Consider the following 14,039-nt stretch of genomic DNA (forward strand, 5'->3'; position numbering starts at 1 on the left):
CTTAGGCACCTGCTTTCAATTCTAATATGAGATCGCGGAGCTCGGCAGCTCGTTCGAACTGCATGTCCTTCGCCGCTTGACGCATCTCTTGGTCGAGCTGTTCAAGCAACGTTTCGCGCTCCGGTTTTTTAAGTTTGTTGAACTTCTCGAGTTTTTCGACGGTATCGTCGCTCTCGATCGTCGTACTGATAACACCACGCACGTCTTTTTTGATCGTCTGCGGCGTGATGCCATGTTCTTCGTTGAACGCCATCTGGATCGCGCGACGACGTTCCGTCTCATCGATCGCCCGTTGCATCGAATCGGTGACTTTATCAGCAAACAAGATGACGTGTCCTTCCGAGTTCCGAGCCGCCCGACCAATCGTTTGAATCAGCGAACGGTCCGACCGGAGGAACCCTTCCTTATCAGCATCAAGAATCGTCACGAGTGAGACTTCCGGAATATCGAGTCCTTCTCGTAACAAGTTGATCCCGACGAGGACATCGTATTTCCCGAGCCTCAAGTCACGTATGATTTCAATCCGTTCCAGCGTCTTGATCTCCGAGTGCATGTAGTTGACCTTGACGCCATTCTCTTTCAAGTAATCGGTCAAATCTTCTGCCATCTTCTTCGTCAGTGTCGTGACGAGAACACGTTCGTTCTTCGCGACCCGGTCACGGATGTTATCCATCAAGTAATCGATTTGTCCTGTGATCGGATGAATCTCAATCGTTGGATCAACGAGACCCGTCGGACGGATGATTTGCTCGACCATCTCTTTCGAATGTTCGAGTTCATACGGTCCTGGTGTCGCCGAGATATAGATCGCCTGACTGACTTTTTCCTCGAACTCCTCGAACCGTAACGGACGGTTGTCTTTTGCCGACGGAAGACGGAAACCGTGATCGACGAGGACTTGTTTCCGTGCCTGGTCCCCGTTATACATCCCGCGAATTTGTGGCAATGTGACGTGTGACTCATCGGCAACAAGTAAAAAGTCCTTCGGGAAGTAATCGAGCAATGTATACGGTGTTGCCCCTTCCGGCATCAAGTTCAAGTGACGCGAGTAGTTCTCGATTCCGGAACAATAACCCATCTCACGCATCATCTCGAGGTCGTAGTTCGTCCGTTGTTCAAGCCGTTGCGCTTCGAGCAATTGATTGTCTTCGCGTAATTTAGCAAGTTGGACTTCCAGTTCCTTCTCGATGTTCGCGATCGCTTTCTGAAGACGGGTATCCCCCGTCACGAAGTGGGACGCCGGGAAGATCGAGATATGTTCACGGTCCGCGACGATCTCACCTGTCAGCGGATCCATGTCACGGATCCGTTCAATCTCGTCACCGAAGAACTCGACCCGGACACACTGTTCGTCGCGTGACGCCGGGAAGATTTCGACGACGTCTCCGCGGACGCGGAACCGTCCGCGCTGGAAGTCGATGTCGTTACGCTCATACTGAATGTCGATTAGACGACGGAGCATCTCGTTTCGCCCCATCTCATTGCCGACACGCAGTGACAAGACGTGGTTGTTGTACTCTTCCGGGTTACCGAGACCATAGATACACGAGACAGACGCAACGATCAAGACGTCTTCTCGTTCAAACAAGGCGGACGTTGCCGAGTGACGCAACTTATCGATCTCATCGTTGATCGAAGAGTCCTTCTCAATGAACGTATCCGTCGACGGAACGTACGCTTCCGGTTGGTAATAATCATAAAAACTAACGAAGTATTCGACCGCGTTGTTTGGGAAAAATTCCTTGAACTCCGAGTAGAGTTGTCCCGCTAGTGTTTTGTTATGGGCAAGGACGAGCGTCGGTTTCTTGATTTCCTTGATGACGTTCGAGACCGTGAACGTCTTCCCGGTACCGGTCGCCCCAAGCAACGTCTGATGTCGTTCGCCTTGTTTTAGCCCAGTCACCAATTTTTCGATTGCCGTCGGCTGATCACCGCCTGGTTCAAATGGTGAAACGAGTTCAAAATCCATCGTTTGCTTCCCCCTCATCACGTTAAAAAATCTATTTCTATTGTATCACTTTACGAACAAACATTCGATTATGAAGTGCTCCTTTTAGGAAGTTACCCTTTTTTTCGAAAATGCAAAAGTTTCTTTTTGCTTCGAGTGTTGAGCATCAATTTTTTTGCTCACAAAAAAATCCCCATCACGAATGTTGCGTGACAGGGAGTAGCTTCTTAATGGAGGGATCGCACCTTCGTCCGACCGTGGACCGGTTCGTTGACGAACAGGATACCGAGCTCATGATGATCTTGTTCATAAAAGGCACGTTGCGCAAAACGGATGTCGCCGTTATGGTTCATGACTTCAAGACGCAGATACGGTTTGTGTTTTTGGATGGCTTCATAGAACGATGCTTCCGAATCGACCTTCTCACCGTTGACCTTATAGATCGCTTCACCTGGAATCAAGCCCATCTCAGCAGCCGGTTTATCGGGAAGTGTTCCAAGGATGACGGCACCACGTGTTCCATTGAGGAACAACGGCGTTTGCGCCCGGTTCAAGCGTTTGACCCGCTGGTGCAACAAAATGTGCAGGACGAGCAAAAAGACGATTCCGTAGAGCCATTCAGCTTGACCAGTCACGTACGCAAGAACCGTCAATAAAACTGCAACAAGACTCGTGATCAAACGTCCTTGAACGAGCGGACGCATCAATTCTTTCGGCAGCTTACCTGTAAAGAGGAAACTGAAACCGATCGGTAACCAGAGAACGACCGGAACGAGTTCCGGGAAGCTGTAGCGTGGCCACCACGTCTCGAGCACGTCGCCCGGAACGAAAACAAGTAGAGGTAACAGCCAAAGCTTATTTGCCGACAGCCCACCGATGAAGCGACCGCGCTTTGAGACGACGAGTGACGGTGACAGACGCCGCTGCCCGCGCCACCAGACGAGGAGACATTCCGCGACGAGCGTCAACGTTGCAAGTAATAAAACCATCTTCGGCTCGACCGCTCGGATCGAGTCAAGACGTGAATCCATCACGAACCAGCCGGTCAGTCCAAGCAAGACGATCGGCCAGAGTGGCAGGTTCAAACGAACGACACCAATCAACAGCAGGACGCTCGAAAGTCCAATCAACAGTAGAGCGTACTGCGGTGTCACTGTCAATCCGAGCCATCCGCTGACGACGGACAAGACGAGACCGACGAGTAGGCCTGGTAAAAGTGTTTCGAGGACATCGCTTCGTTTACCGTGTGTCCGGGAGCGAAACAGTCCGCGTTCCCGTTTGACACGCCGGATGCCGATGACCCAACTGACAAGGAGTGCTAACCACAAGGTCGGACTGGCGATGAGACTAATCGCGGTCCAACCAATTTCATCGAGTAATTCCACGCGCATTCAGACCTCTTTCCATTCCTTATTATTGAGCAGCGACCTCGAGTGCTTTTTTCCGCTGGACGTCATTCTTATCGTCCTGGAGTTTCTTCAGGAGACGCGTCTCCATCTCACCCGCTGTCTGCTGATCGATTTTTCCAGTGACGTCGAGTTTCGCGTCCTTTTGCAAAGCCTCGACAGCTTGTTTCATCGTGTCACCAAAATAGCCGTCCTGTCCTTTTGGCTCGTACCCGATCGCTTCGAGGACGAGGTGGGCATTCTCGACTGATTTTCCGTAATCGCCGACAGCGAGTGACTTTTGATCAGTCAAAATTTTCGTGACGTTGAAGTACGCCGGTTGTTTGACTTCGACCGTCGGCTTGACCCCTTTTTTGTGGATCCAGTTCCCGTCTGGTGTCAGCCATTTGTTCGTCGTTAACTTCAGGTCGCTACCGTCCTTCAAATCATACGCACTTTGGACGATCCCTTTCCCGAACGACTTCGTACCGACGACTTCGGCGCCAGCTCCTTCCTTCAGTCCGGCTGCAAGGATCTCGGACGCTGAGGCCGATCCGCCGTCTTCTAAGACGACGATGTTATATGGTTTCTTCTCGTCTGCCTTCCCGAATTCCTGCTGGCGCTCGCCTTTATTGTTCTCGACTTGATAAATCGGCACGTCTTTCGGAATGAACGGAGCGATCATTTTCGAGACAGCCGTCAAAAGACCACCCGGATTTCCGCGTACATCGATGACGAGTCCATCAATGTTCTGACTCTCGAGTTTCGTCAACCCCTTCTCGAACTCTTCTGCTGTCGGTTCCGAGAACTGTGTTACTTGTAAGACACCGATCTTCTTGCCGTTGACATTCTCCGTTGACGTATAGACCGTCTCGATTGGAATCGTATCGCGTTTAATCGTGACCTCCATCGCGTCTTGTCCGCTACGCTGAATCGTCAGGACGACATTCGTTCCTTTTTCACCACGAATTTTTTTAACGGCTTGATCCGTCTTTTGACCTTTTGTCGACTTACCATCGATTTCTAGGATGACGTCGCCTGGTTTGATACCAGCTTTTTCAGCAGGTGATCCTTTGATCGGCGAGACGATGACGATCGACTCACCTTTTTGTTCAAGCGTCGCACCGATCCCTTCGAACGAAGACGACAGATTCGTGTTGAATGAGGTCGTTTCCGACTCATCCATATAAACGGAATATGGATCGTTAAGCACTTCTGTCATGCCAGATAACGCACCATCGAGTAACTCTTTATCTGTCACGTCTTTTAGATAATTTTGTTCGATCATCTGCCGGACCTGGTCGATTTTTTTCCAATCACCCGTCGCATTCGCCGACGACGATGACGTCGAGACAGAATCCGTTCCGCCAGCCGCTAGCATCCCGACGGCGCCTGCCCCTAAACCAAGCCCGAAGGTACTGACCGCAATCACTGCTGTTGTAGATTTTTTCACGCTTGATTCCCCACTTCCATTAAAAACGCATTATTTTTTTCAGTATAGCAAAAAAAGATAGGTTACCCTATCTTTTCAGTATTCTGTGGGATGTCAAAAGATGTACGGTGCTGGGTCAACTGCATTCGGTTGTCCGACTGCCCACTCTCCTTTATGCAATTCGAAATGCAAATGCGGACCTGTCGACCAGCCCGTTGTACCTAATGTGCCGACCGTCTTACCCGGCATGACTGTTTGACCGGCGGAGACGCTGATCGAATCGAGATGTGCATAGACGGTCGTGTAGACCTGTCCATCGATCAAATGCGTCACCATGACGACGTTCCCGTAACCTGTTGCACTACCGGCACGTAGAACGATACCACCTGCCGCTGCATGAATCGGTGTTCCTTTTGCATTTACGAGATCAATGCCTTTATGAATCTCCGGCTTCCCTGTCAACGGATTGTTTCGGGGACCGAACGGCGACGAGACATATCCTTGAACCGGTAAATGGAACGGACGACTCGTCACGGCATCTGCCGGTTGCTCCGGCGTTGCAGTCGGTGACTCGACTTCAGGAATGGTCGGTTCCGCACTTGGAGCATCGGATTTTTTCTTTTTTGCCTCTGCTGCACGTGCCGCTTCTGCCGCTTCCGCTTGACGTTTTGCTTCTGCTGCCCGCGCCGCTTCTTCCGCTTTCCGTTTCGCTTCTTCTTTTGCTTTCCGTTCGGCTTCTTGCAGGGCAATCAATTCGTTTTGAATCAGACGGCGCTGATCCGCGAGAATTTCTGCTTCCTCGGCTTTAGAGAACTGCTCTTGTTGCAGTTCCTTGACCTTCGTGTTCAACTGGACGACAAGCTTTCGCTTGAGCTCAGATTCCGCAATGATTCGTGTCTGGAGCACGAGCAACTTCCGTTGTTCCCGTTTCATGCTTTCAAGCAATAGTGCTTGTTCCGACCGTTGTTCGCTCAGTTGTTTGACATTCCCCTTGTAAGCTTGTAAGACATGATCATCTTGTTTGATGATCTCACTGACCGTACTGAAGCGCGAAATCAAATCACCAAAGTCTTTTGCGTCGAGCAAGACCTCGATGTATTTGACGTCTCCTTTTTGTTGGACGGCACGCAATCGGCTTCCAAGCAACTCTTCTTGTTGATGCAGTTCCTTGAGCGTCTCGGAAATCGCTGCTTCCGTCAGACGCAATTGTTCTTTAGATGCAGCAACAGCCGCTTGTTGATCGGCTATCTTAAGCGCTAAATCATCCAAACGGCTGTTGACTTCATTCAGTTGCGCACGGGCTTCCTTACGCTCCTGTTTCGTCAAGATCAACTTCTCTGATGTCTGATTCTGTGATCGTTCCGTCTCTTTCAGACGGCTTTCGACCTCCTGTTGTTCCTTCAGCAAATCTTCTTTCGACGTGGCATCAACAGATACACTAGTTCCAATCAAAGCTAAGCTCAGGACGGCGGAATAGAATCGGACTTTCATGAGAAGCATCTCTCCTCTATTTTATTTTTGAGTGAATCAATTAAATCTTCAAGAAACGACCGAGTGATGTCGTTGATCCCCACACACCGATGAATGCACCGAGTCCGAGCAGGATCAAGACAACTTGTGCCGATAGTTGCCCTGGCGGAATAAGCGAGAAGATTCCCGCATTCACGGTGGTCAGTTGCGGTTGGATCGCATTGTAGGAGACTTCGTAACCGAAGTAGACGACGACGATCGGGATGATGGCACCTAATATGCCCATCAATAATCCTTCGACGAAGAACGGTGCACGGATGAATCCGTTTTTCGCTCCGACGAGGCGCATGATCTCGATTTCCCGGCGACGGGAGAAGATCGTGACTTTAATCGTGTTCGAAATGAGGAACATCGCCATGAACGTCAATCCGACGATCAGGATGATTCCACCGATCCGAACTCCTTCAAGGAAGCTAAACATCTTTTTAACATAGTCCTTACCGTATTCGACACTATCTACATTTTCCATTTTTTTGACGGAATTTGCAAGTGTTTCTGTCTCTTTTGGTGAGGTAGCTTTGACGATGTACCGGTCATGAAGCGGATTATCCTTTTCAACCGACTGGTAGGCTTGGGAACCTTCGCCAAGTTGCTCCTTGAAGCGGTCCAGTTCTTCTTCTTTCGAACTGTAACGAACGGAGTCGACACCCGGCATCTGCTTGAGTGCTTCACCGACTGCATCGATCTTCGACTGGTCAGCTTCTCGTTCGACGAACACTTGGATTTCGACGTCTTTTTCGACGTTATCGGAAATCTTGTTGACGTTGAACATGAGCATCGCAAATATTCCTACGAGAAGTAACGTGACGGTAACGGCACTGACAGAAGCGAATGTCATCCAGCCGTTCCGGACGAGACCTTTTGCCCCTTCCCGTAAATGACGGAATCCATTAAACTTCATAGCCGTACATTCCTTTCTCTTCGTCTCGGACGATTTTTCCTCCGTCGATCGCTAAGACACGATGACGCATCTTGTTAACGATGTCTCGGTTGTGTGTCGCCATTACGACCGTTGTCCCACGGCGATAGATTTCTTCGAATACTTCCATGATCTCCCATGCCGTATCCGGGTCCAGGTTTCCAGTCGGCTCATCGGCGATGACGAGTGACGGACGATTGACGATGGCTCTCGCGATCGAGATCCGTTGTTGTTCGCCCCCAGATAATTCGTCCGGATAGTTGCGCTCTTTATGCTTGAGCTTCACGAGATCGAGGACCTCGAGGACCTTCTTCCGGATTTGCGATTTGTCTTCTCCTACGACTTCTAGTGCAAAGGCGACATTTTCATAAACCGTCAATGACGGGAGTAGTTTGAAATCTTGGAAGATGACGCCGATTTGGCGACGAAGTTCGGGGATTTGACGGTTCTTCAGTTTACCGACTTCGATTCCTTTAAATAAAAATGAACCGCTCGTGGGTTTCTCTTCGCGGTACATCATTTTCATGAATGTTGATTTACCCGCACCCGACGGACCGACGATATAGACGAATTCGCCTTGATTGATCGTCAAATCGACCTCACGGAGTGCCGTGACGCCGTTCGGATAAATCTTACTGATTCGTTGCATCTTGATCACGTACTTCACATCCTTACTTGTTTACTGATGCTGAATGGATAGGTCTAAAAACCTACCGACCACCATTATAACAGGGACAAAATTGAACGCACATTACAATCAAATGTCATTTCAGGCGATTATACCATAAAAAAGAGGCACGAATGACGAACACATGTCGTGTGTGTCATCTCGTACCCCATCATATCCCATAATCATTTTTTAGCAGCGAGCCAGTCGGCAACAGCCATGATTTCTTTATCATCTTTCAGGATACCAGCAGGCATTTGCCCTTTCCCGTTCTTGATGATTTTTTGAATCTCTTCTGAAGAATATTTCGAGCCAACCTTCGTCAAGTTCGGTCCGACGTTTCCTTCAAGGTTTTTACCATGACACGTTGCACAGTTGTTGGCGAAGATTTTCTCAGCATCTACACCGGATTGTGTCTTCGACGAATCATCGTTCATCGTTGACTCATCCTTCGTGCCTGACGATGAGTCATCAGAACTCGAATCGTCACTACCACCACATGCCGCGAGCGCAAGTGTCGTTCCTAAGCCTAACGCGAGTAACAAGTTTTTCAGCTTCATCCGGATATCCCCCTCTTGTAAGTATCTACATAAACGCTACTGACCTAGTTAGAGTATAACCGTTATCCGGATGAGTTAAGCGTGATTTCACAAAAACTTCACGTTTCAAGAACGATTATGGCACATTACGGTAGCGTTTATCGTCTGTAAACCCGAGTCCGAGCACCTCATGGGCTTCACTGACGACGAGGAATGCCGATGGATCGATGTGTTTGACGATTTCTTTGAGCGTCGTGATTTCCCCTTGACGAACGACGACCATTAGCATCGGTTTGCGTGTCCGCGTGAACGCTCCCGCTGCCTCGATCTCCGTCGCCCCGCGATCGAGCGTCTCGAAGATTTCCTTCACTAACGCTTCCCGTTGATCGGAGATGATATAGGCGAGCTTGTCGTTCGTGATTCCGAGCTGGACGACGTCGATCATCTTGATCGTGATGAACAAAGCGACGAGTGCATACAGCCCAATCTCCAGCGAGAAGATTGTCGCCGCACTGATGACGATCGTGCCGTCAAGCAAGGCGATACACAGATGAAGTGGCAATTTCGTGAAACGATGCAGGATTTGCGCAATCAAATCCATTCCTCCGGTCGACGCTCGCCCCCGGAAGATCAGACCGAGTCCAATCCCGACCCCGGCACCACCGAAGATTGCAGCAAGCATCGGATTCATTGTCGCAGCCGGAACATCGAACCGCTCATATACGAGGATGACAACCGGTAAGAAGATCGACCCGACGAGTGATTTGACCCCAAAGCCCATCCCGAGGATCATCCAACCGATCGCAAGCAAGACGACGTTCGCGACGAGTTGGAACAATCCTGGCGAAATTCCGAACAAATCGTTCAAGACGATCGATAAGCCACTGACCCCTCCCGAGGCGAGTTGGTTCGGTGCTAAAAATAAACTAAAGGCACTTGCGACGAACAAGGACCCGATTAACAAATACGCATAATCGCGCACGACTTCCTGACGTGTCGATGTCATGACATTCCATTTCCCCTTATCAATTGATTCTCGTGTTTCATTTTAGCGGAAAAGTCAGACAACGACTAGACAGGCGGAACAACTCACAGTGTTCCCTTTATACCGCACTAAAGGGTGGACTGTAACGGACGATGCCGCTAACGCCACGTAATCCATTCCGCTCGAGTGCAAGAACGAGAAAGACCTCCGGCGGAACGGGGAACGGCGGCTTGATACCGTAGTCAATCGCCCGTTCAAAGCCGAACTGCGGATAATAGCTGTCGTGACCGAGGACGACGATGTGTGATTCCCCGGCGTCCCGCGCATCCTCGATCACTTGACGGATCAATTCAGAGCCGATACCCTTTCGTTGCCAAGCGGGCAGGACACCGACCGGCGCTAAGGCAAGCGACGGGATGTCATCGATATGGATCCGGCTCAAGAGGACATGACCAACGATTTCTCCTTTATCAGTCACGGCGACGCGACCGAAGACCGGTTGCGCCGCTTCCTCCTCGCGTAACGCATCAACGAGGTTCGCTTCGTTTGGTTGTTCGAATGCCGCTTCATGAACGAGCCGGATTCCCGTTGCGTCCTTGAAGCCTTCTTTACGGATGATCATTAGTTATTGCTCCCTTCAAGTGGTTTGGTTGCGAGAAGCGTGAACTCGGTCGGGATGTTCTCACCGTTCCATCGCGTTTCTCCCAAAATTCATATGCTCGGTAATCCCACGCCTGTTTGTTGACCCGACTTTGCTTCTTCATCACGTTTCCCCCTTTGACGGTCAAAAAACCAGTCGAACATCGTCCGACTGGTTGGTTATCTTACATATTCATGAGACGGAGGTACGCATCGATGAAGCCCATGATGTCACCATCCATTGCCCCTTGCGTGTTCCCGACTTCATAGTTCGTCCGGTGATCCTTGACCATGCTGTATGGGTGGAAGACGTACGAACGGATTTGGCTACCCCAAGCGATATCCGATTTTTCACCACGGATCTCGTCGAGTTTCTTTTGTTGCTCTTCGATTTCGCGTTGATAGAGTTTCGCTTTCAACATCTTCATCGCCGCTTCACGGTTTTTGATCTGCGACCGTTCTTGTTGACAAGAGACGACGACGCCTGTCGGAACGTGGGTGATCCGGACAGCCGAGTCCGTCGTATTGATGTGCTGACCACCAGCACCAGAAGCACGGTACGTATCGATCCGCAAGTCTTCCGTGCGGACTTCGATATCGATGTCATCGTTGAATTCCGGCATGACGTCACACGAGACGAACGATGTATGACGACGACCTGACGAGTCAAACGGTGAGATCCGGACAAGACGGTGGATCCCTTTTTCGGCTTTCAAGTATCCATAGGCATTGTGCCCTTGAATACGAAGCGTGACCGATTTGACACCGGCTTCATCACCTGGTTGGTAATCCATCGTTTCGACTTTCCAGCCCTGCTTATCGCAGAAACGTTGGTACATCCGGAGAAGCATTGATGCCCAGTCTTGTGACTCAGTACCACCCGCACCTGGGTGTAACTCGAGAATCGCGTTGTTCGCGTCATACTCGCCGTTTAAGAGGATTTGTAATTCGAAGTCTTCGAACTTTTTCTTGAGATCGCCGAGTTCTGACTCGAGCTCTTCTTGAAGATCTGCATCCGGCTCTTCCTTGATCAATTCATACGTCAAGGCGACGTTCTCGTGACCTGCTTCGAGTTCTTTATACTTGTCGACCATCGCTTTTAAGCCGTTCGACTCATCGATGACTTTTTGTGCCGATTCCTGGTTGTTCCAGAAGTCCGGGTACGTCATCTCGTTTTCGAGTTCTTCAATCCGAGCAATCTTCGACTCAAGGTCGAGTGATGCCTTATATTCGTCGAGTTTTTTTTCCATCCACTCGGCGGTGTTGCGAATTTCTGCTAATTCCATGTAATCCACCTTCTCTTTCCGTGAAAAGAGGCAGGAATCTCCTGCCTCTCTTTCAGTCGATTCATCACTTATGCCTGACGGCCGTGACAGTTCTTATATTTCTTACCGGATCCACACCAGCACGGATCGTTGCGTCCGATTTGGTCGTTTGGATTTTTCCGGACCGGTTTTTTCTTGACCGCTTTATCTTCCTTACCAGAAACCGCGACTTCGTCTTGGACGACTTTTTCGCGTTTGAGGTTCGGGTCGAGATCCGCACGAAGGACGAATTGTGTCACTTCTTCTGCGATCGCAGCGTTCATCGCATCAAACATCATCGAACCTTCTGATTGGTATTCGCGGAGCGGGTCGTTTTGACCGTATGCCCGGAGGTGAATCCCTTCACGGAGTTGATCCATCTGATCGATGTGGTTCATCCAGTGTTGGTCGACGGCACGCAGGACGATGACTTTTTCGAACTCATCGAATGCTTCCGCTGGGACTTCTGACCGTTTGTGTTCGTAGTGCGCGAACGTGCGCTCTTTGAGCAACTCGATGATCTCTTCGCGTTCTTTTCCGAAGAGGTCGCTTTCCGTGACTTTCTCTTCGATTGCAAGCGTCTGGTTCGCCCACTCCGCAAGCGCACCGATGCTCCATTCTTCCGGTACGAACTCGACCGGCGTGTACTGATGGACGCCTGCTTCGATCGTTTGCTCGATCATAGGACGGACGATATCTGACACGGAACCAGCGTCGAGAATCGCTGCCCGGTCCGCGTACATGACTTTCCGTTGATCCGCCATGACGTTATCGTAGCCGAGGACTTGTTTCCGCGCATCAAAGTTATTTCCTTCGACGCGTTTTTGAGCCGATTCAACGGCACGAGACACCATCCGACTCTCGATCGGTTGCGAATCATCCATTCCGAGACGGTCCATCATCGACTGCAGCGAATCAGAACCAAAGCGACGCATCAATTCATCTTCAAGTGAGAGATAGAATTGTGATGCACCTGGATCCCCTTGACGACCGGCACGACCACGGAGCTGGTTATCGATACGGCGTGATTCGTGACGTTCTGTCCCAAGGATGTAGAGACCACCTTTTTCTAAGACACCTTGACCGAGCTTGATGTCGGTACCACGACCGGCCATGTTCGTTGCGATCGTGACCGAGTTCGCTTGACCCGCGTTCTCGATGATTTCCGCTTCACGTGCATGGTTCTTCGCGTTCAAGACTTCGTGACGGATGCCACGCTTTTTGAGGATGTTACTGAGCAACTCCGACGTCTCGACGGCAACCGTACCGACGAGGACTGGTTGTCCTTCACGGTGGGCACGTTCGATTTCGTCTGCGACAGCAGCAAACTTCCCGTTCATCGTTTTAAAGATCAAGTCCGGCATATCGTTTCGGACGACCGGTTTGTTCGTCGGCACCGGTACGACGTGCATGTTGTAGATGTTACGGAACTCTTCTTCCTCCGTCTTTGCTGTACCGGTCATTCCGGCAAGCTTCGTATACATCCGGAAGAAGTTTTGGTACGTGATCGTCGCAAGGGTCATAGATTCGCGTTGAATCTCGACGCCTTCCTTCGCTTCGATCGCTTGGTGCAGACCTTCCGAATAACGACGACCTTCCATGACACGACCCGTGAATTGGTCGATGATCATGACTTCGTCTTCTCGAACCATATAGTCGACGTCGCGATGCATGACGGCGTTCGCCCGCAGTGCGAGGCTTAAGTGATGGTTGAGCGCGACGTGTTCGAGACCAAACAAGTTATCAATACCGAAGTATTTTTCAGCACGGTCGATTCCTTGCTCCGTCAACAGGACACTCTTCGTCTTGATGTCGACCGTGTAGTCTTCATCTGCCTTCATGATTTTCGCGAACGCATCGGCTTGCGAATAGAGCGCTGTCGATTTTTCGGCCGATCCTGAGATGATGAGCGGAGTCCGCGCTTCATCGACGAGAATCGAGTCGACTTCATCGACGACGGCATAACTGAGTGGACGTTGAACGCGGTCTTCTTTATAGAGGACCATGTTGTCACGCAAGTAATCAAAACCGAACTCGTTGTTCGTTCCGTACGTGATGTCACAGCTGTATGCTGCTTGTTTTTCTTGACGCGACATGCTAGAGAGGTTCAAGCCGACCGAGAGACCAAGTGCTGCATAAAGCGGCTCCATGATGTCACGGTCACGTTTTGCGAGATATTCGTTGACGGTAACGACGTGTACGCCGTTGCCTGCGAGAGCATTCAAATAGACAGGGAGTGTTGCGACGAGCGTCTTACCTTCCCCGGTCTTCATTTCGGCGATATCCCCATTGTGCAGGACATATCCACCAATCAACTGAACGCGGTAGTGGCGCATGCCGAGAACGCGTGTTGACACTTCGCGACAGACCGCGAAGGCTTCCGGTAAAATATCATCTAAGTCTTCTCCGTTAGCGAGACGCTCACGGAATTCAACGACTTTCCCTTCCAGTTCTTGATCCGATAACGCACCGATTTGTGTCTCGAGCGCTTCTACAGCGTCTGCTGCTTTTTCGGCTTTCTTCAGGACACGTTTCGTTGGTGCAAATAATTCTTTTAGAAAATTAGCCATGCCTTACAGTCCCCTTACTTCGAACGATTCTTTGAACGAACAGAATTCCGAGATTTTTCCTTTATTCAGTGTACCGAATACGACGTCAAATTTCAACAAGCGGACCGAGCAGCGGTCTCGG

General features: G+C 50.3%; 12 protein-coding genes. All 12 read right to left on the bottom strand.

Features of this window, described 5'->3' with window-relative positions:
* Position 1 precedes the first annotated feature (1 nt).
* The 12 genes from uvrB to secA all read right to left on the bottom strand — a co-directional run bounded on the left by uvrB (position 2) and on the right by secA (position 13,918).
* A complete protein-coding gene (gene uvrB, locus Q7C19_RS09310) occupies positions 2-1,969 on the bottom strand; it encodes an excinuclease ABC subunit UvrB (RefSeq protein ID WP_023469235.1) in 1,968 nt (655 codons plus the stop codon).
* A 206-nt stretch (positions 1,970-2,175) separates the two neighbouring features.
* Positions 2,176-3,339, bottom strand: coding sequence for a PDZ domain-containing protein (locus Q7C19_RS09315; RefSeq protein ID WP_375091984.1), 1,164 nt, complete (start codon positions 3,337-3,339; stop codon positions 2,176-2,178).
* Between the two features lie 22 nt (positions 3,340-3,361).
* Positions 3,362-4,786, bottom strand: coding sequence for a S41 family peptidase (locus tag Q7C19_RS09320; protein ID WP_375091985.1), 1,425 nt, complete (start codon positions 4,784-4,786; stop codon positions 3,362-3,364).
* Positions 4,787-4,879: 93 nt separating this feature from the next.
* The gene (locus Q7C19_RS09325; RefSeq protein WP_375091986.1) at positions 4,880-6,256 is read right to left on the bottom strand and encodes a murein hydrolase activator EnvC family protein; all 1,377 of its coding nucleotides are present in this window, start codon (positions 6,254-6,256) and stop codon (positions 4,880-4,882) included.
* Between the two features lie 40 nt (positions 6,257-6,296).
* Positions 6,297-7,196 carry a permease-like cell division protein FtsX gene (gene ftsX / locus Q7C19_RS09330; RefSeq protein WP_375091987.1) on the bottom strand — a complete coding sequence of 300 codons (900 nt, stop codon included), beginning with the start codon at positions 7,194-7,196 and terminating at the stop codon, positions 6,297-6,299.
* Positions 7,186-7,872: a cell division ATP-binding protein FtsE gene (ftsE, locus tag Q7C19_RS09335; RefSeq protein ID WP_029342495.1), complete on the bottom strand. Its 687-nt coding sequence runs from the start codon at positions 7,870-7,872 to the stop codon at positions 7,186-7,188. The genes ftsX and ftsE overlap by 11 nt, the downstream gene beginning before the upstream one ends.
* Positions 7,873-8,066: 194 nt before the next feature.
* Positions 8,067-8,441 (bottom strand): cytochrome c551, encoded by a 375-nt coding sequence (gene cccB / locus Q7C19_RS09340; protein ID WP_056062994.1) that lies wholly within the window; start codon positions 8,439-8,441, stop codon positions 8,067-8,069.
* Between the two features lie 115 nt (positions 8,442-8,556).
* Positions 8,557-9,426, bottom strand: coding sequence for a YitT family protein (locus Q7C19_RS09345; RefSeq protein WP_023469242.1), 870 nt, complete (start codon positions 9,424-9,426; stop codon positions 8,557-8,559).
* 97 nt (positions 9,427-9,523) lie between these two features.
* On the bottom strand, positions 9,524-10,027 hold the full coding sequence (locus Q7C19_RS09350) for a GNAT family N-acetyltransferase (RefSeq protein WP_290752400.1): 504 nt from the start codon (positions 10,025-10,027) through the stop codon (positions 9,524-9,526).
* A complete protein-coding gene (locus tag Q7C19_RS09355) occupies positions 10,014-10,169 on the bottom strand; it encodes a hypothetical protein (RefSeq protein ID WP_375091988.1) in 156 nt (51 codons plus the stop codon). The genes Q7C19_RS09350 and Q7C19_RS09355 overlap by 14 nt, the downstream gene beginning before the upstream one ends.
* 60 nt (positions 10,170-10,229) lie before the next feature.
* Entirely contained in the window at positions 10,230-11,330 is a 1,101-nt protein-coding gene (gene prfB, locus Q7C19_RS09360; protein WP_023469245.1) for a peptide chain release factor 2, read from the bottom strand.
* A gap of 68 nt (positions 11,331-11,398) precedes the next feature.
* Positions 11,399-13,918: a preprotein translocase subunit SecA gene (gene secA, locus Q7C19_RS09365; RefSeq protein WP_035410032.1), complete on the bottom strand. Its 2,520-nt coding sequence runs from the start codon at positions 13,916-13,918 to the stop codon at positions 11,399-11,401.
* Positions 13,919-14,039 lie beyond the last annotated feature (121 nt).

This window comes from Exiguobacterium sp. PHA03 (assembly GCF_041945985.1).
Classification (GTDB): Bacteria; Bacillota; Bacilli; order Exiguobacteriales; family Exiguobacteriaceae; genus Exiguobacterium_A.